This window comes from Candidatus Sulfuricurvum sp. RIFRC-1, assembly GCF_000310245.1.
In the GTDB taxonomy this organism is placed as follows: domain Bacteria; phylum Campylobacterota; class Campylobacteria; order Campylobacterales; family Sulfurimonadaceae; genus Sulfuricurvum.
In genome coordinates this window covers 332,221-349,453 of the sequence record NC_020505.1, presented here as the reverse complement: position 1 = coordinate 349,453, position 17,233 = coordinate 332,221, and the positions used below count along the sequence as shown (strand labels likewise).

General features: G+C 45.9%; 17 protein-coding genes. 8 read left to right on the top strand and 9 right to left on the bottom strand.

What is annotated here, in order from left to right; genetic code table 11:
* Nucleotides 1-187: 187 nt before the first annotated feature.
* The 4 genes from B649_RS01800 to B649_RS01785 form a co-directional block, all read right to left on the bottom strand.
* On the bottom strand, nt 188-580 hold the full coding sequence (locus tag B649_RS01800) for a type II toxin-antitoxin system VapC family toxin (protein ID WP_015652789.1): 393 nt from the start codon (nt 578-580) through the stop codon (nt 188-190).
* The gene (locus tag B649_RS01795; protein ID WP_015652788.1) at nt 581-811 is read right to left on the bottom strand and encodes a hypothetical protein; all 231 of its coding nucleotides are present in this window, start codon (nt 809-811) and stop codon (nt 581-583) included.
* A 184-nt stretch (nt 812-995) separates the two neighbouring features.
* Complete coding sequence (gene dnaK, locus B649_RS01790; RefSeq protein WP_015652787.1) at nt 996-2,873, bottom strand: molecular chaperone DnaK; 1,878 nt, start codon at nt 2,871-2,873, stop codon at nt 996-998.
* Between the two features lie 113 nt (nt 2,874-2,986).
* Nucleotides 2,987-3,526, bottom strand: a complete 540-nt coding sequence (locus B649_RS01785) for a nucleotide exchange factor GrpE (protein WP_015652786.1) — start codon at nt 3,524-3,526, stop codon at nt 2,987-2,989.
* A gap of 164 nt (nt 3,527-3,690) precedes the next feature.
* On the opposite strand from B649_RS01785, the gene B649_RS01780 reads away from it, so the two are divergent.
* Genes B649_RS01780 through B649_RS01770 form a run of 3 tightly spaced genes read left to right on the top strand, consistent with a single transcriptional unit; the run spans nt 3,691 to nt 7,876 of the window.
* The gene (locus tag B649_RS01780; protein WP_015652785.1) at nt 3,691-5,088 is read left to right on the top strand and encodes a DASS family sodium-coupled anion symporter; all 1,398 of its coding nucleotides are present in this window, start codon (nt 3,691-3,693) and stop codon (nt 5,086-5,088) included.
* Between the two features lie 38 nt (nt 5,089-5,126).
* The gene (locus B649_RS01775; RefSeq protein ID WP_291750917.1) at nt 5,127-6,332 is read left to right on the top strand and encodes a hypothetical protein; all 1,206 of its coding nucleotides are present in this window, start codon (nt 5,127-5,129) and stop codon (nt 6,330-6,332) included.
* Nucleotides 6,333-6,379: 47 nt separating this feature from the next.
* On the top strand, nt 6,380-7,876 hold the full coding sequence (locus B649_RS01770; RefSeq protein WP_041192370.1) for a SagB/ThcOx family dehydrogenase: 1,497 nt from the start codon (nt 6,380-6,382) through the stop codon (nt 7,874-7,876).
* On the opposite strand, the gene B649_RS01765 is transcribed toward B649_RS01770, so the two are convergent.
* The 5 genes from B649_RS01765 to rpmB all read right to left on the bottom strand — a co-directional run bounded on the left by B649_RS01765 (nt 7,877) and on the right by rpmB (nt 12,811).
* Nucleotides 7,877-8,452 carry a phosphoribosyltransferase family protein gene (locus tag B649_RS01765; protein WP_015652782.1) on the bottom strand — a complete coding sequence of 192 codons (576 nt, stop codon included), beginning with the start codon at nt 8,450-8,452 and terminating at the stop codon, nt 7,877-7,879.
* A gap of 1 nt (nt 8,453) precedes the next feature.
* The gene (gene lepA / locus B649_RS01760; protein WP_015652781.1) at nt 8,454-10,244 is read right to left on the bottom strand and encodes a translation elongation factor 4; all 1,791 of its coding nucleotides are present in this window, start codon (nt 10,242-10,244) and stop codon (nt 8,454-8,456) included.
* The gene (locus B649_RS01755; RefSeq protein WP_015652780.1) at nt 10,244-11,173 is read right to left on the bottom strand and encodes a ribose-phosphate pyrophosphokinase; all 930 of its coding nucleotides are present in this window, start codon (nt 11,171-11,173) and stop codon (nt 10,244-10,246) included. Before B649_RS01755 ends, lepA begins: the two co-directional genes overlap by 1 nt.
* A 145-nt stretch (nt 11,174-11,318) precedes the next feature.
* Nucleotides 11,319-12,506 (bottom strand): bifunctional glutamate N-acetyltransferase/amino-acid acetyltransferase ArgJ, encoded by a 1,188-nt coding sequence (gene argJ / locus B649_RS01750; RefSeq protein WP_015652779.1) that lies wholly within the window; start codon nt 12,504-12,506, stop codon nt 11,319-11,321.
* Between the two features lie 116 nt (nt 12,507-12,622).
* The gene (gene rpmB / locus B649_RS01745; RefSeq protein WP_015652778.1) at nt 12,623-12,811 is read right to left on the bottom strand and encodes a 50S ribosomal protein L28; all 189 of its coding nucleotides are present in this window, start codon (nt 12,809-12,811) and stop codon (nt 12,623-12,625) included.
* A 153-nt stretch (nt 12,812-12,964) separates the two neighbouring features.
* Here rpmB and B649_RS01740 point away from each other — a divergent pair, with 153 nt between their 5' ends.
* From B649_RS01740 to B649_RS01720, 5 genes are all read left to right on the top strand, one after another.
* Nucleotides 12,965-13,774: an HDOD domain-containing protein gene (locus B649_RS01740; RefSeq protein ID WP_015652777.1), complete on the top strand. Its 810-nt coding sequence runs from the start codon at nt 12,965-12,967 to the stop codon at nt 13,772-13,774.
* Entirely contained in the window at nt 13,758-15,152 is a 1,395-nt protein-coding gene (locus B649_RS01735) for a chemotaxis protein CheX (RefSeq protein WP_015652776.1), read from the top strand. The genes B649_RS01740 and B649_RS01735 overlap by 17 nt, the downstream gene beginning before the upstream one ends.
* A 66-nt stretch (nt 15,153-15,218) precedes the next feature.
* Nucleotides 15,219-15,860 (top strand): ribulose-phosphate 3-epimerase, encoded by a 642-nt coding sequence (rpe, locus tag B649_RS01730; RefSeq protein ID WP_015652775.1) that lies wholly within the window; start codon nt 15,219-15,221, stop codon nt 15,858-15,860.
* Entirely contained in the window at nt 15,857-16,444 is a 588-nt protein-coding gene (locus B649_RS01725) for a phosphoribosylanthranilate isomerase (protein ID WP_015652774.1), read from the top strand. The genes rpe and B649_RS01725 overlap by 4 nt, the downstream gene beginning before the upstream one ends.
* Nucleotides 16,441-17,232, top strand: a complete 792-nt coding sequence (locus B649_RS01720; RefSeq protein WP_015652773.1) for a 3'-5' exonuclease — start codon at nt 16,441-16,443, stop codon at nt 17,230-17,232. The genes B649_RS01725 and B649_RS01720 overlap by 4 nt, the downstream gene beginning before the upstream one ends.
* Nucleotide 17,233 lies beyond the last annotated feature (1 nt).

Here is a 17,233-nt window from a genome sequence, read left to right as displayed (position 1 = left end):
AATATTAATGAATTTTTTGCACATAAAACCATTATTTGTTGTTCAGAAAATTGTTTTATCAGTGTTGCCATTAACGTGAAGAAATAGATTAAGAAAAGATAGCTGGATTCCCGCTTTCGCGGGAATGACGGAGAAAACACCCTTCGACTGGCTCAGGGCGAACGGGAGAGCTTAAAGTTCATCTTCTTCAATACCAGTTTTCGACTTTTAGCCCTTTTACTTTTCCAAACTCTTTTTTGTTACGGGTCACTAAAGTGTAATGATGAGCCAATGCACACCCCGCAATCAATGTGTCAAGCGGTCCAATAGGTTCACCGATTGATTCTAATGAAGCACGTATTTTTGCCGAAACACGCGCTTCTTCATTCCCAAACGGTATCACAATCACGTTCTCTAATAACATTTTGAGCTGTTGTTCGCGCTTTTTCGGTGAGGAAGATTTGGCGATTCCTACTTCGAGTTCATAGACAACCAGAGACGGGATAGCGATTTGAGAGGGGGAGTGCTCGAACATCCTAGCCGCAACATTTCCCTCCCCTTTGAAAAAATAGATGAGGGTGTTGGTGTCAAGCAGATACATTTAAAACGATTCCCGCGCACAATCGTGCGCCTCGGAATCTCGTAAACTCTTTGCATCGGGGAAATCATCCCATGCACCAGCCAACTGATGGATAGCGGGAGACCACTCTTCGTGCAGCTCTTTACGGATCAGTCCTGAGACGAACTGACTCAATGATATTCCCATCGCGGCAACATTTTGTTTGACTTTGGATTCGAGTTCATTATCGAGATAAATGGTCATTTGTGCCATGATACACCTCCAATACATATAAGTGCAAGTATAAGTGTGGTGAGCTTAGGGGGAAATTAATAAAATTATGGGGATAGATCCCGTATCAAGTACGGGATGACGGAGAAAACACCCTTCGACAAAACAAGGGTACCGCTCGCGTAGCGATGTTTCCTCGAGCTCAGGGCGAACGGGAAAGAAAAACTTACTCGATTTCAGCGTCGATGACGTCGTCATCTTTTTTCGCAGATGAAGAGGCTGCTTCGCCCCCTTCGTTTTGTTTGTACATTTGCTCTGCCATTTTGTGGCTCGCGTCTGCCAATTTTTTGGTAGCCGCTTCGATCTCTTCTTTAGACGCATCGGTATTTTTAAGTACCGCTTTAAGTTCTTCAAGAGCCGTTTCGATTGCCGCTTTTTCACTTGCGTCAATTTTATCTTCCATCTCTTTGAGAGATTTTTCGGTTTGGCTTGCCAACGCATCGGCTTGGTTGCGAAGGTCTACGATCTCTTTGCGTTTCGCATCTTCGGCTTTGTGGCTCTCCGCGTCTTGAACCATTTTATTGATCTCTTCTTCACTGAGTCCTGAACTTCCGGAAATCGTGATGGACTGAGATTTGCCTGTCCCTTTATCCGTCGAGCTAACAGTCAAAATACCGTTCGCGTCGATATCAAACGTTACTTCGATTTGAGGTACACCGCGAGGTGCCGCAGGGATACCGGTAAGCTCGAAGAGTCCAAGAGATTTGTTATCGCGGGCAAACTCACGTTCACCTTGACCGACTGAGATAGAAACCGCTGGCTGGTTGTCTTCTGCAGTTGAGAACACTTGCGATTTTTTAACCGGAATAGTGGTCCCTTTTTCGATGATTTTTGTCATAACACCGCCGAGTGTTTCGATCCCGAGGCTAAGTGGTGTAACGTCGAGAAGAAGTACATCTTTAACGTCTCCGCGTAGAACTCCACCTTGGATCGCAGCACCCGCAGCGACTACTTCATCCGGATTTACCCCTTTGTTCAACGTTTTACCGCCGAACTCATCGGATACCATTTTTTGAGCGATTGGAAGACGCGTTGATCCACCAACCATGATAACTTCGTTGATCTCGTTATTGCTCATCCCTGCATCTTTCATCGCAGTTTTGATATGAGAGATCGTCTCTTTTACGAGTGTATCGATCATCCCCTCGAATTTCGCACGAGTGAGTTTGACGACTAAGTGTTTCGGACCGGTTGCATCTGCCGTGATAAACGGAAGATTAATCTCAGTCTCTTCCGCAGAAGAGAGCTCTTTTTTTGCATTTTCAGCCGCATCTTTAAGACGTTGAAGCGCCATCTTGTCCGCTTTGAGATCGATACCGTGATCCGATTTAAACTCGTTTGCGAGGAAATCAACGATTTTATTATCGAAGTCATCTCCACCAAGGAACGCGTTTCCATCGGTTGAGAGAACTTCAAAAGTTCCCTCGCTGATTTCAAGAACCGTAACGTCAAATGTTCCGCCCCCTAGATCGTAAACGAGAACTTTTTCATCCCCTTTTGAATCCAAACCGTATGCCAAAGCAGATGCCGTCGGCTCATTGATGATACGAAGAACGTTAAGACCTGCGATCGTTCCCGCTTCTTTGGTCGCTTTACGCTGTGCATCATTGAAGTACGCAGGAACGGTGATAACCGCATCGCTAACCGCTTGTCCGAGGTATGACTCAGCATCCGCTTTCAATTTTGAAAGAATTTTTGCCGAGATCTCTTGAGGCGTATAAATTTTACCCGCAACATCCACTGCCGCCATACCGTTTTTATCGACGATTTTATAGGTAACTTTGTCGTGCGCCTCTTTCGCTTTTTCTTCGTTCATCATGAGACCCATGATACGTTTAACCGAGTAGATCGTTTTATCCGGATTTGTGATCGCTTGACGTTTCGCCGGATCACCTACGAGGATTTCACCTTTATCCGTGAACGCTACAACGGACGGAGTCGTATTTTTTCCCTCTTTATTCGGGATAACTTTTGCTTCGCCGCCTTCATAGACAGCGACACATGAGTTTGTTGTTCCTAAATCGATACCAATAACTTTTGACATTTTATTTCCTTTTTATTTATTTTAAACGCCATAGGAGCAAAGCCCCTACGGCTACGTTAACACTGGGTTTTACCTCGGCGGTAAAAGCCCAAATGCGACATATTGTATTTATTTTAATTTGCTATTACGACCATCGCATCTCTTAGAGTGCGCTCTTTGTATCGAAACCCTTTTTGGAAAGTGTTTACGATTTCACCGCTTTCATGATCGGGACTGTCCACACGCTGTACGGCGTTATGAATATCCGGATTAAACGGCTCGGACTCATCCACAGGAGTGACTCCGTGTTTTTCGAGGACACTGAGCAATTGCTTCATTGTCAACTCAACACCTTCTTTGAGTTTATCAAGTAAGACGTTTGCATCCGCTTCAATCGCAGTAGCACCGATCGCCATTGAAAGCGAATCAACTACCGGAATTAAATCTTTGGCAAATTTCTCATTTGCGTACTCAAGCGCTTGATATTTCTCACGCTCAAGACGTTTTTTGATATTGTCGAAATCGGCATGTACGCGGGCGTACTTGTCTTTAAACGACGCCAGTTCGGCTTGTATAGTTTCTAATTCATTCATGCTCTCAGCAATAACTTCTTCACCTTCTGGAAGGGTAACTTGTTCTTCGCTGATCGCTTCTTCATTTACTTCTGTTGACATGATTTCTAAAGACTCCTTTGTTGAAATCTGACGTTATTATAATGCATTGAGTCAAGTGTTGTCAAGAGGTATGTGAATTTTTTTATGCAAAATAGTTGAGTCTATATATATCAACTATAAAAACTTCCCTAAAATGCTATAATAGAGCTAAAAAAAGAGCCCTTATGTCTATCACACGGTTTATACCGCTGTTTGCTTTAATCTTTTTCGCACTCATACTATGGTTTACTCCGCCGCCACTCGCGATGAGTCCTAATGTCTGGTACCTCTTTACTATTTTTATCACTACCATCGCCGCCATTCTTTTTAACCTCCTCCCTATCATCGCGGCTTCCATTATTGCCCTGGCCGTCAGTGTCCTGGCCGGAGTAATCGAACCCGCAAAAGCCTATGCCGGATTTTCAGAGAGCTTTATTCTCCTCATCGTTGCAGCTTTTTTGGTCTCTCACGCCGTCCACAAATCAGGTCTCGGGAAGCGGCTATCCCTTCATATTATCCGCCGATTCGGCCATTCAACATTGGGACTGGGATACAGCGTTATCGCCACCGATATCCTGATCGCCCCTGCATTTCCGAGCAACACGGCCCGCTCAGGAGTACTCTATCCGATCATCTATGGTCTTGCCCACGACTGCGGTTCGAAAGTAGGAGACAATACCCATAGACGGGCAGGAAGCTACCTGATGATGACTTCGATGGCAGGTCTTACGATCTCATCGGGGTTATGGCTCACCGCAATGGCGGTGAATCCGATCGGTGTCGGAATCGCCGAAACCATGGGGATACATATCACCTTCATCTCATGGCTCCTTTATGCCCTCCTCCCTACCATTATCGCGTTCATCGCAATACCGTGGGTTCTCTTTAAAATCTATCCTCCTGAGCTTCGCGACACCCCAGATGCACCTCAAATAGCGAAAGATGCGCTCAGCGCCATGGGGCGAATCAGCCGCAATGAATGGATTACCGGAAGCGTCTTTTTAGGGATGTTGATCCTCTGGTCTCTCTCAGGAATGTTTCCGATCGATAAAACCGCCGTTGCCTTCGGAGGATTAGGGATACTCATGGCAACACGGGTGTTTGGAATCGAAGATTTCAAAGCGCAGGGTGAAGCGCTCAGCACCCTCATTTGGTTTGCGATTTTGTTTGCCCTCTCGACCCAACTCGCCGAGCAGGGGTTCATGCGCGCCGTTGCAGAACACTTTACCCTCTATCTCTCTGGCCTCTCATGGGTCAGCGTTTACCTGCTGCTCATCGTCATCTATGTCTTGATCCATTACCTCTTCGTCTCTCAAAGTGCGCATCTGTTAGCCCTGTTTGGTATTTTTCTCTCCATCGGTGTCAGTGCCGGAGTCCCGGGTGAATTAATGGCGATGATGCTGCTCTTTGCTACCAACTTTAACGCTACAATCACACCGCAGGGCTCTTCGTGCAATGCAATCTATCTCAGTTCAGGATACATCCAGCCCCGAGAGATTTACATTTACGGCGGTGCCATCACCCTGCTTAATCTGATGATATTCCTCATCATCGGCACACCGTGGATATTGGCCATCTCATGAATATGCTTCATCGATTCCGACGAACTAAAACTGCGAAAGTGCTTCTGGCATTTATCGCCTTCATTGCGGTTCTCTATCTCATTTTATTTTCCCTATGGGGTAACCGTCTGATGAGCCCTATTGTTGAGAAAGCTTTGAGTTCAGGCTTCTCAACACCAATGAACGTACAGGAATTTACCCTGCGCCACAATCGCTTTCATATGATAGCACAAGATGATTTCGGTAATACCCTCTCAACGCAAGGAGGGTTTTCGCTTCTAACTCTGCGTCTGTACGCCCATTATCGATTGGAATGTTTTAGGGCAGATGGGATGAATCCTATGCGTGTCCCTTTTAAAACCGTTGGAGCGTTTAGCGGAGGGATTGGCGCATTTAATATTCGGGGAAATGCCACGATATTCGGAGGGGATATCCTTTACAAAATCGAGTTGCATCGCTTTCATCTATCACAGCTCGATCTCATAATCGATCAAATCGATTATGAGCCTATGATGCATTATCTGGATTACCCTTCCGATACCGATACACAACTGAGCGGTACCGTTGATTTGAGAGGACTTGATCGTCGTGATGTGATGGGAACAATCTACCTCAGCACCCAAACCAAACGATTTTCCCCCACACCGATCCATGAAGATGACAACAGCACCTTTAATCTCAAATCTTTGTTGGCCGATAAATTCGGTCAAATCAAACCGTTCGATGTCAATGTTGCCCTTGATGCTTCTTTGGAACATGCCGGAATTTTGGAACAATTTGTCGGTCTCCCCTTAGCCGGAGCGCTTAGCGCACAAGGAACTTTGAGCGGGGATAAAACGCTGCTAAAATTCAAAGCTTCTTCGGATGTTGCCCGAAGCAACACAAAATTCACCGTTATTATCCCTGATTTGGAACCTTCATCGATCCTATTGGATCTCCGAAATGCTGATGCACAACAAACCTTTGAGCTTTTTGCACTTCCTGCACCCATCACAGGTCAAATATCGGCTTACGCAGAGTTAAATGCCACCGCCGGAACGCTCCAAACAACCATTCGTAAAGGTTCCACTATTCCAGATATCTTACAACAACACTACCGCATCACCCAGCCCCTCATCCATTTTGATGCCGATGTTAATGCCGATATCTCTGAAAAAGGGGTTCATTACCGGGCTTCATTCAAATCGGATCTCAACCGCATGGATATCGATAATACCACCGCGCATGATCAAATGCTTCGAGAACTTTTAAAAACTCTACGCTAGAAAGAACGCAAAGGGTAAATTTACCCCTTATGTTCGACAATCCCGCTATGAAAAATATTTCTTCCGTACTTGAGTACCACGATCGTACCAAACATCGTCCTCACGCATATGCCGCAAGTTTGGGATATATGGACTGGGCAACCCAGCCCGACCCCTATCGACGCTATCATGGCGCACCGTTGATCTCCCTCATACATTCTGAGGTAACACCCCCCTATCATCTTCTGTTTCAAAAAGATGCTCTGCCAATAGCACCTTTGTGTATCGAATCGCTCTCCATGCTCCTACGCTACTCACTGGGACTTGCCGCGATCAAAAGTCATGGAGGGTCTTCATGGGCCCTACGCTGTAATGCAAGCAGCGGTAATCTCCAGCCCACTGAGTGCTATATTATCGCACCTGCCATCAAAGGTCTCAGTGAGGGTTCAACTCTCTCCCACTATGCTCCTCGTGAACATGCACTTGAATTACTTCATACGTATGATGAAACGTTAAAAGAGGGGAGCTTCCTGATCGCTCTGAGCTCGGTAATTTGGCGTGAAGAGTGGAAATACGGTGAACGGTGCTGGCGCTACTGCCAGCTCGATGCGGGACATGCGTACCAATCGATCAAAATTGCAGGCAGGATGCTGGGATGGGAATGCGAGATACTCCCTTCAGATACCGAAGAGATTGGACGTTTATGCGGATTGGATCAACATCACCGCTTTCATCCGCATGAGATCGAGAGCCCTGATATGCTGATACGCATCGGAAAATCAAACACTTCGACCCTTCCGATCACACCGTCTCTCCCCTATAGGGCAAATACCCTGAGTCCGGCGCACCATGAATGGCCGATTTTAGAGAGGATAGAGAAGGCAACTCAAGGAATTTATCCGCTCCCCCCTCCGCTTCATCCAACACGTGATGTTCCAAACCCCTCCAAAAGCGCTATCGATGTTGTCCTCAAACGGCGTAGTGCACAGATGATGGACGGGAGCGGCATTACATTGGAGCAATTTCGTACCCTTTTGAATGCCTCCCTTTTTTGCACCCATGCGAGTGATGTCCATTTCATCCTCTTTGTACATCGGGTAGAGGGTTTAGAAAAGGGCTTGTACACTTATCTCCGTAACTCGGATGATCTTGAAACGCTCAAACATGCCATGGATGAAAATTTTAGTTGGAAAGATCTCGGAAAGGGACTTTATCTCCTCCGAAGCGGTGACTTTCGCGGTGCCGCACAAATGGTCTCGTGCAACCAAGAGATTGCCAAAGAGGGGGCGTTTAGTTTCGGAATGCTTTGTAATTTTTCAAGCTCACTTGAAATGCACGGTGCCATCGGGTATAAAAATCTCTACCATCAATGCGGTGCCATCGGTCAAATGCTCTACCTCGAAGCAACGTCATTGGGATTAAGCGCTACAGGAATCGGATGCTTTTTGGACGATGAGTTTCACGCCCTTCTGGGCTTAAGGGATCAACATTATCAGTCACTTTACCATTTCACGATCGGTCGTGCTATCGTCGATACACGGATCACGACACTCAAACCGTATTAACTACTTATTCTCCGCATCGGTGAGGGTAAGACAAAGGATCACCTTCTTTCCCTGAGCGTGAAGTACTTCGGAGGCTTCACTCAGCGTTGTCCCCGTTGTCACAATATCATCAACCAAAATTACCTCATTTTCGGCAAACGGTTTATAGTGAAACTGCCGAGGGTTCATGAGACGTTCTTCGACACTTTTACCGGCATACTTATGAGCGTTTGTAGCACGCAGTTTTCCATAGCGAGGGGTGATATTTGCAGCGTTCAATGCACGGTTCAATACCGCTGTGTGAGAATAGCCGCTGCTAGCATGATCATCGATTCCGATGGAAGCGACGCGACGCTCATACTGCCACTCGTGCGCAAAAGCCGCCAGCGATCGTTTGGCTAAAATGGTATAAATATAGTATCCGACATCGGTATGTTTACTCAGCAACAGAGGCTCGATATCGTTGTAAGGGAAAAATGAATAGACAGGGATGGAACCCATAATTTTGCGTTTGTGGAGTGTCGGAATAAGCAGTGAATCTTGACATGCGGGGCAGATATGCGAGAGACTGAATCGCTCACACATCATGCAGCGCATATTAGTCCATTTTTAGAACGGACATAAACGCCTCTTGGGGAAGCTGAACTTTCCCGATTGCTTTCATCCGTTTTTTACCCTCTTTTTGTTTATCGAGGAGTTTGCGTTTACGGGAGATATCCCCTCCGTAACATTTGGCGGTAACGTTTTTACCCATCGATTTAACCGTTTCGCGAGCAATAACCCGGTTTCCGATAGAGGCTTGGATCGCCACTTCAAAAAGCTGACGAGGGACTATCTCTTTCATGTTGGTCACGAGTGCACGGCCGCGTGATTCCGAACTGCTGCGAGGGACGATAACGCTAAGTGCATCGACGACATCTCCCGCAACACGTACATCAAGTTTGACCAAATCTCCCTGACGAAATTCGATCGGATCGTAATCGAAACTTGCATACCCTTTCGAGGTTGATTTGAGTTTATCGTAAAAATCGACGACGATCTCATTCATCGGCATAACATAGATGAGCATAACACGCGTCTCGTTGAGATACTCCATCTTCTCTTGCATTCCCCGTTTGTTGGTCAAAAGGGTAATCACATTCCCCAAATAATCGGTCGGAACAATCACCGTCGCACGAACATACGGCTCTTCTATTTTATCGATGTTTTGCGGTTCGGGCAATTCGCTCGGGTTTTGAACTTCTACCATCGTTCCATCCGTCTTATAGACTTTGTAGACGACTGATGGAGCGGTAGCGATCAAATCGAGATTAAACTCTCTCTCCAACCGCTCTTTGACCACCTCCATGTGAAGCATCCCCAAAAACCCGACACGAAAACCAAATCCGAGTGCGATAGAAGTTTCCGGCTCATAACTGAGTGAGCTGTCATTGAGTTTTAGCTTATCGAGCGCATCACGCACCGCTTCAAACTCATCGGTATCAATCGGATAAAGCCCCGCAAAAACGAACGGTTTTGCAGGAGCGTATTCACCTACCGGCTCTTTCGTAGGGTTGCGAGCATCGGTAATCGTATCACCGACTCGGATACTCCCCACCTCTTTAACCCCCAAGATCACAATCCCGATCTCTCCGGCTTTAATGCTTTGGGTTTTTTGACGACGAAGGGGATGAGGATACATCAGTTCCAGCACTTGATGATTTTCATCGTTGTGCATCAGTTTAATCATCTGCCCCATCTTGATCTCACCGTCAAACACACGAACCAGTGCCATCGCCCCTTGGTAGGAGTCAAACCACGAATCGTAAATAATCGCCTTGGTCGTAGCGCTCGGATCACCCACAGGAGCGGGAATACGATCGACGATTGCATCGATGAGGGTGCGGATACCCACACCCGTTTTGGCCGAAATCATGATCGCATCGGTTGCATCGATTCCAATGGTTGTTTCGATCTCTTCGGCAACCCGTTCCGGTTCAGCGGCGGGAAGATCGATTTTATTGATAACAGGGATGAGGGTGAGGTTGTTTTCCATCGCCATATAGACATTCGCGATGGTTTGTGCCTCGACCCCTTGAGCCGCATCGACGATGAGCAATGCACCGTCACTGGATGCGAGCGACTTACTGACTTCATAGCTGAAATCAACGTGGCCCGGAGTGTCGATCAGATTGAGGATATAGTGCTGGCCGTCTTTGACATAATCGAGACGAACGCTTTGCGCTTTGATCGTGATCCCGCGCTCTTGCTCGATATCCATCGTATCCATCATCTGCTTGGAGAGTTCACGGTCACTTACTGCACCGCATTCTTGGATGATACGGTCAGCCAGTGTACTTTTCCCATGATCGATATGGGCGATGATAGAGAAATTGCGAATATTATTCATTAACTAAATAGCGAGTTAACGCTCTCGTTGTGATAGACACGGCGAATGACTTCAGCGAAAAGAGGAGCGACACTCAACACTTTGATCTTGTCACTTTGACCGCTTAATACCAACGTATTGGAGATTACCAGTTCATCGAGTTCACCGTTATTGAGATTGTCATACGCTTTTCCGCTGAGGACACCGTGGGTAGCACAGGCCATAACCGAGGTCGCTCCACGATTTTTGAGGGCTGCTGCCGCTTTGACCATCGTTCCTGCGGTATCGACCATATCATCGATAATGATGATATCTTTACCGGCAACGTCACCGATGATGTTCATGACTTCGCTTTCATTCGCTTTTTCACGGCGTTTATCGACGATAACCATATCCAGACCCAATTTTTCAGCAAAATATCGAGCACGTGCCACTCCTCCGATATCCGGTGATGCGATAACAGGGTTCGGAAGATTTTTAGAGCGAATATACTCTTCAAAAATAATAGCCCCATAAAGGTTGTCTACCGGAATATCAAAGAAGCCTTGGATTTGACCCGCATGCAAATCGATCGTAACCACACGGTCAATTCCCGCAGTTTCGAACATATCGGCAACGAGTTTAGCCGTAATCGGAACACGAGGAGCCGCTTTGCGATCTTGTCGTGCGTATCCGAAATAGGGAACAACTGCTGTAATAGAGTTGGCAGATGAACGGCGTAATGCATCGGTCATAATGAGGAGTTCCATCAAGTTGTCATTAGAGGGAGCACCGGTAGATTGGACGATAAATACATCACGTCCGCGAACACTCTCTGAGATTTGAACGTTGATTTCTCCGTCACTGAAACGTTTTACTGAAGCTTTGGAGAGGGGAACATCAAGGGTTCTGCACACTTCCGCTGCAAACTCGGTACACGCTGAACCGCTGAAAATTTTATATCCGCGCATTAGTCTTCCTCTTGAGCATAAATTATCGCGATTATAGCAAGAGGAGACTTAGGGTGAGATAATACGATACGCCTGTCATTCCGTACTTGATACGGAATCTGAGATCCTGAATCAAGTTCAGGATGACAAGAAACCGAACTTATGATTACGTGCGATAATCGGCATTGATTTTAACGTATTCATGACCCAAATCACATCCGTAAGCGGTAAACTCACCGTCTTGAAGTCCGATGTCACAATGGATCGTAAAGGCCGATTTTTGCATAATCGCAGCGGCAAAAGGCTCGAGTTGTTCATCGAACAGAAGCTCCCCTTTTTTGTAAACACATACATCGTCAAACCAAATGCTCAAAAATGCTTCGTCACACATGATACCGCTTGCACCGACGGTCGAAGCGATACGCCCCCAGTTGGGGTCTTGTCCGAAAAGTGCCGTTTTGACGAGAAGCGAATTACTGAGCGCTTTCGCCGCAATCTCCGCCTCTTTATGGTTGATCGCTCCGCTCACCTGATAGGTCACCAGCTTGGTCGCCCCTTCACCGTCACGTACCATCTCTTTCGCCAAAAAGAGCATGATAGACTCTAGAGCCTCTTTAAAAGCCGCCGCATGAAACGCTCCGCTTTGTCCGTTCGCCATAACCAATACCGTATCATTGGTCGACGTGTCCCCATCAACACTTGCCGCGTTAAACGTCGTATGGACACACTCATCGAGGATACTTTGCATGGTTACCTTATCAACGGCCGCATCGGTTGTGATAAAACAGAGCATGGTCGCCATTGCCGGATTAATCATCCCTGCACCCTTGGCCATGGCACCGAGGCGAAACGATTCTCCATTTTCAAGGACTACTTCATACGCAATTCGCTTTGCAAACGTATCGGTCGTCATAATCGCTTCGGAAGCGTTGATCCCCTCACGGTGAGAGAGATCAAAATTCATAGCACCTTCGATGATCTTGGCTTTCGGCAGACGTACCCCGATGACTCCGGTCGAACTCATTACCGGATTTTGAATCTGAGGAAATTTTGCTTTGAGTGCGTTCATGACCTCATCGATATCATCGATCCCTGCCCGTCCCGTCATCGCGTTCGCATTTTTGGAATTGATGAGGACAAAATTTCCTTCAAATTCCCCCTGCGCACGAAAATGGCGTATCGGTGCCGCCGTCATTTTATTGGTGGTAAAGACCGAAGCGATAGTACACGGTTTCTCAGAATAGATGAATGCTAAATCCTTAGCACCCTCTTTTTTGAGTCCGATATGAATCCCATCGGCGAAAAAGCCGTTTGCAGCACATACACCGCCATCAATAGGGTTAAGAGTATACATAAAAAAATTCTCCTGGAAAAACAAGTGTCAAATTATAGAGAGTTTTTGATTACAAAAAAAGTAAAGGGGAAAGAAGGGAGGAATCTCCCGGAAAAGCGTGGGGACCACGCGAGAGATTACGAATCTTTTTTAAGGGTACGAAGCTCAGAAGCAGCGATACGAAGTTTTTTCGTAGTACCGTCTTCAAGTGTTACACGAACAGTACGAAGATTTGGTAAAAAACGACGTTTTGTTCTGTTTTTCGCGTGAGAAACGTTGTTCCCGCTCATTGGGCCTTTACCACTAATAGCACATTTTCTTGCCATGTTGGGGCTCCTTGCGTAAATTTAGGTTGCGAATTTTATCTCATGCAACCCAAAGTTTACCTTAAGTAATGGTTTAAATTTTACTAAAGGCTTCTTTAATCAATACGCCATTACAATTAGTCCACATTAATAATCGATTGGAACTGTGAGCCCGTGATCACACAAGAACAAATATCGCTTTACATCCAAAATATTCCGCCGACACCTGCCATTGTCAAACAAACTCTCGAATTTGTCCGAGTCGGTGATCTGACCAAAGCCGCCAAATGTGCCGAAGGGGATCCGGCTCTCAAGCTCTACCTTAAAACACTCATTAACCGCCCCATCTACGGGTTTCGAAATGAAGTACACGACGTAGCCCAAATTTTTGGAATTTTAGGTACCTCGACAACACAACAAATTATGTACCATTACCTCCTAACCCTTTTGGCCCCGAAAGAGTGGAAGCTCTTTACGCTCAACAACAATGCATTCTATGATTTACAAGCTTCTCTGAGTCGAAAATGGGAAAAAATTCTTCGCCATCTTAATCTTTTAAACCATGATACCGAAAGCGCTATTACCCTTTTACCCGCCAGTATCATCGTGTGTGACGCACTCTTTGGGGATCATAAGAGCGAAGTGCAACAACTGCGCAGTGTCAAAGCGCTGGATTACAATACCATTCTCTACCGTCTGAGCAAACAATCATTATTTGATATATGCACCATTATCGCTGAAAAATGGGAAATGTCTCCCACCATCAGTCGAATTGTTCATGCCGCATCGGGCTTGGATCAAGAGGTGGCACCCAACGAGAAAATTTTGGCCCAGTGGATCCATTTATTGCTCTTTTATGAACTGAGCCAAAGCAGCTATGTGGAAGGCGGATTAAACGAGTTTATCGATTTCCAAATCGAGTTCGTCCAAGATATTTATGAATCTTTTATGCAGGTGGTGGAGTACGATGAGAGCAACCGTTAAAGGGAGAGTCGCCATCTTCAATCCGCAAGGTTTTTTGGATGGCAACAACGCCCCCTCTTTTTTAAGTATTGATGATATCAAAGCAACCGAAGCTCTCAACGTCGATATGCTTCTTGTCTCCCTTAAAAAAGTGATATTTTTCAACAAAAACGGCTTGGATGTTTTTATTAAACTCATGCTCGCCATCCGTAACCAAAAACATATTGCAATCGGTTTGTGCGATTACGATTCCGCCAAATTTAAAACCATCAAAGCGTTCTACGGAAACAATCTGAATTTTTCACTGTTTCGTACCGAAAAAATCGCCGAACTTTTTGCCCCGACCAACAAAAGCGACCCGAAAACGGTCCTTCTTTACAATGATGACCCCTCTCAGCGCTCGGCAATGGCCATCGAACTGTTCGATTACGGACACAATCCGGTAATTGCCCAAAGCAAAAAAGAGTTTGATGAGAAAAAACAAAATCCTGACCTCTATTACGCCATTATCGAAGATACCTATTTAGGGCTGTTCGGTCAAAAAATCGCGACCCGTGTCACCGGCAATGCGATCATCTATACCATTGCCAACTTTCTTGATGCCGAAATCGGAAATACCTTTAACATCGCCTACCATAACAACTCACTCAATGTCGGGTTCCGCCTCTTTATTTTTGATGCGTACAAAGTGGTCTCGATGAATGTCCATGCATTGAACTTTTTCACCAAACTTGCCTCCTCCGCAGCTGAATACAATGCCTCGATCTGTTTTGTCGGGCTCACCTTCGAAAAAACGCCGCAAAGTTTTAAAAACGATCTCGAAGATGCCGGTATCATCTTTTTTGACAACATGGATGATATTCTTAAAAACAAAGAACTGCTCCAAGAACTCGGCGGAAGCAGCGCAGCAGCCTCGAAACAAATGCGCACTCTCAATAAAGCATTGGTCAATGAACTGCCTCATTTTATCGATGCCACGGTTTCAACCATTGCGATGATGACCAACGCTCAAGCCACCAAAGAGTCGATGAACGTTCAAACCCTCGACATCCAAAACAGTTCAAATCAGTACGCCAGCTCGATCGGATTCTATGGGGATGTGGATGGAATGATCATCCTCGTTTTCCCCAAAGAGATCGCCAAAAAAGCGTGTGAACTTCTTATCGGGGAAACAACCGAAGATGAAGAGGCAATTTTGGACTCTTTAGCAGAATTCGTCAATATCATCGGAGGACGTGCCAAGGCCCTGTTAGGGGAGAAAAAGCAGCATGTTGATATTACCCTTCCCCGTACGTACGGCGATGTTGCGTCCCTTATGGAGATGGCACAAAACAAAAAAGGGGTTCAAGTGAACCTTAGCTTCGAGGGGAGTAACTTTATCTTTTTCCTGACACGATAAAAGTGTCAAAGCTATCTAAAAATCTTTTTCGCTAAAATAACGAAAATATTATTCAAGGTGTATCCTATGCTCGTTGCTCCCAGTGTCCTCTCAGCCGATTTCGGTAATTTAGCGCGTGATGTCCGTGCCATTTGTGACGCAGGGTGTGACTTGGTACACGTTGATGTGATGGATGGACACTTTGTCCCCAATCTCACCATCGGGCCGGTCGTCGTCAATGCTATCGCAAAAGCTGCGACAAAACCGCTCGATATCCATCTGATGGTGCAGAACAACACTTTTTTTGTTGACCTCTTCGCTCCCTTAAAACCGCAATACATCTCCTTTCACATCGAAGAGGAAAAAAATCCTCACCGCCTTATTCAGTATATCCGCTCGCTGGGGATCAAACCCGCTATCGTTCTAAACCCTCATACTCCCGCCGAAGCGATCGAGTATCTTTTGGGTGATTTGGATATGGTTTTGGTCATGTCGGTTAATCCGGGATTCGGAGGACAAAAATTCATCCCAACCGTGATTGATAAAATCAAACGTCTCAAAGCGTTGCGAGATCGTATTAACCCCGAGTGTTTGATCGAAATCGACGGCGGAGTGGGTAGTTCAAACATCCAACTGCTTAAAGAAGCCGGAGTTGATATCTGTGTCGCCGGCAGTTATGTTTTTGGGGCGGAGGATTTTAAAACCGCGATTGACAGCTTAAAAGTATGAAAGTCAAGATCTGCGGGATTACTAATCTAGAAGATGCTTATATAGCTATTGATGCGGGAGCCGATGCACTCGGATTTGTCTTTTATCCTGAATCACCCCGCTATATCACTCCTCAAGATGCTCGTTCCATCATCAAAATGCTCCCCCCCTTCGTGGAAAAGGTAGCCCTTTTTGTCAATGAAACTCCCGAAATGATTCGTGAAACCTGCCTCTTAAGCGGTTGCACCTTGGCACAGATCCATTTCGATGTCGAAGACGATTTTTTTACTCAGGTAAATTTCCCCTCTTTGCGTGTTGTGCGTGCCAAAAAACGAGAGGACATCCTCACTCATACCGATGAATACCGTCTGATTGATGCGTATTGTGAAAGTTTTGGCGGAAGCGGTAAACGGCTCAATATCGAATGGTTTGAAGGGATTGATTGTTCTAAAATTATCCTTGCCGGAGGGCTTGACCCAGGTAACGTGGCAAGTCTTAAATCGTACGGTTTCTACGGTGTTGATGTCAGCAGCGGTGTCGAAGCATCTTATGGTAAAAAAAATCCTCAGCGTGTTAAAGCTTTTATCCAAAAGGCTAAAGAGTGACACTATCGGATCCCAAAACCCTCTCTCGACTCTCTAAAAACGGTATCCCAAAAAAAGAGTTTGAAGATTCTTTAGGTATGGAGAGTGAACTTACCCTTGAACTGTTAAAAGCGCAGGGGATGAACATTGCACTGCATAATGATGTTTACCTCTTTGAAAGTACCGTTACCAGTGTTGATGATACCCTTTTTTGCATCGTTGATGTCGAGTCCAACGGTTCTAAACCCTCACGTGACCAAATTATCGAAATCGGAGCCGTCAAGCTTCAAAACGGCCGCATACTCGATACCTATGAAAGCTTGGTCTACTGCAACTCTATATCGGATCAGATTCAAGAAATCACCGGTATCAAGGTGGAACAAACCCTAAAAGCGCCCGTGATGGGAAAGGTCATGCGGGAATTCCGTCTCTTTTTAGGCGATGCCGTATTTGTCGGTCACGATGCCAAATTCGATTATAATTTTGTCTCCGGCATGATGGAACGGGTGGGCCTTCAAAAACTGCTCAACCGCTCTTTGTGTACGATTGATTTAGCCGAACGAACCATCGAGAGTGAACGCTACGGTCTCAAGTATCTTAACGAGCAATTAGAGCTCTATAAAGATGCCACCCATCATCGAGCCCTCTCCGATGCAATGACAACCACAAAGCTCCTCAAACGGACACTGACACTCATCCCCAGTACTATCCACAACACAGAAGAGCTGATCGCATTTTCAAAAGAGGCAAAACGGTTAAAAAGACCAAAAGTAAAAAAAGAAGAGAAGAGAATAAAAATAGAGGAATAAG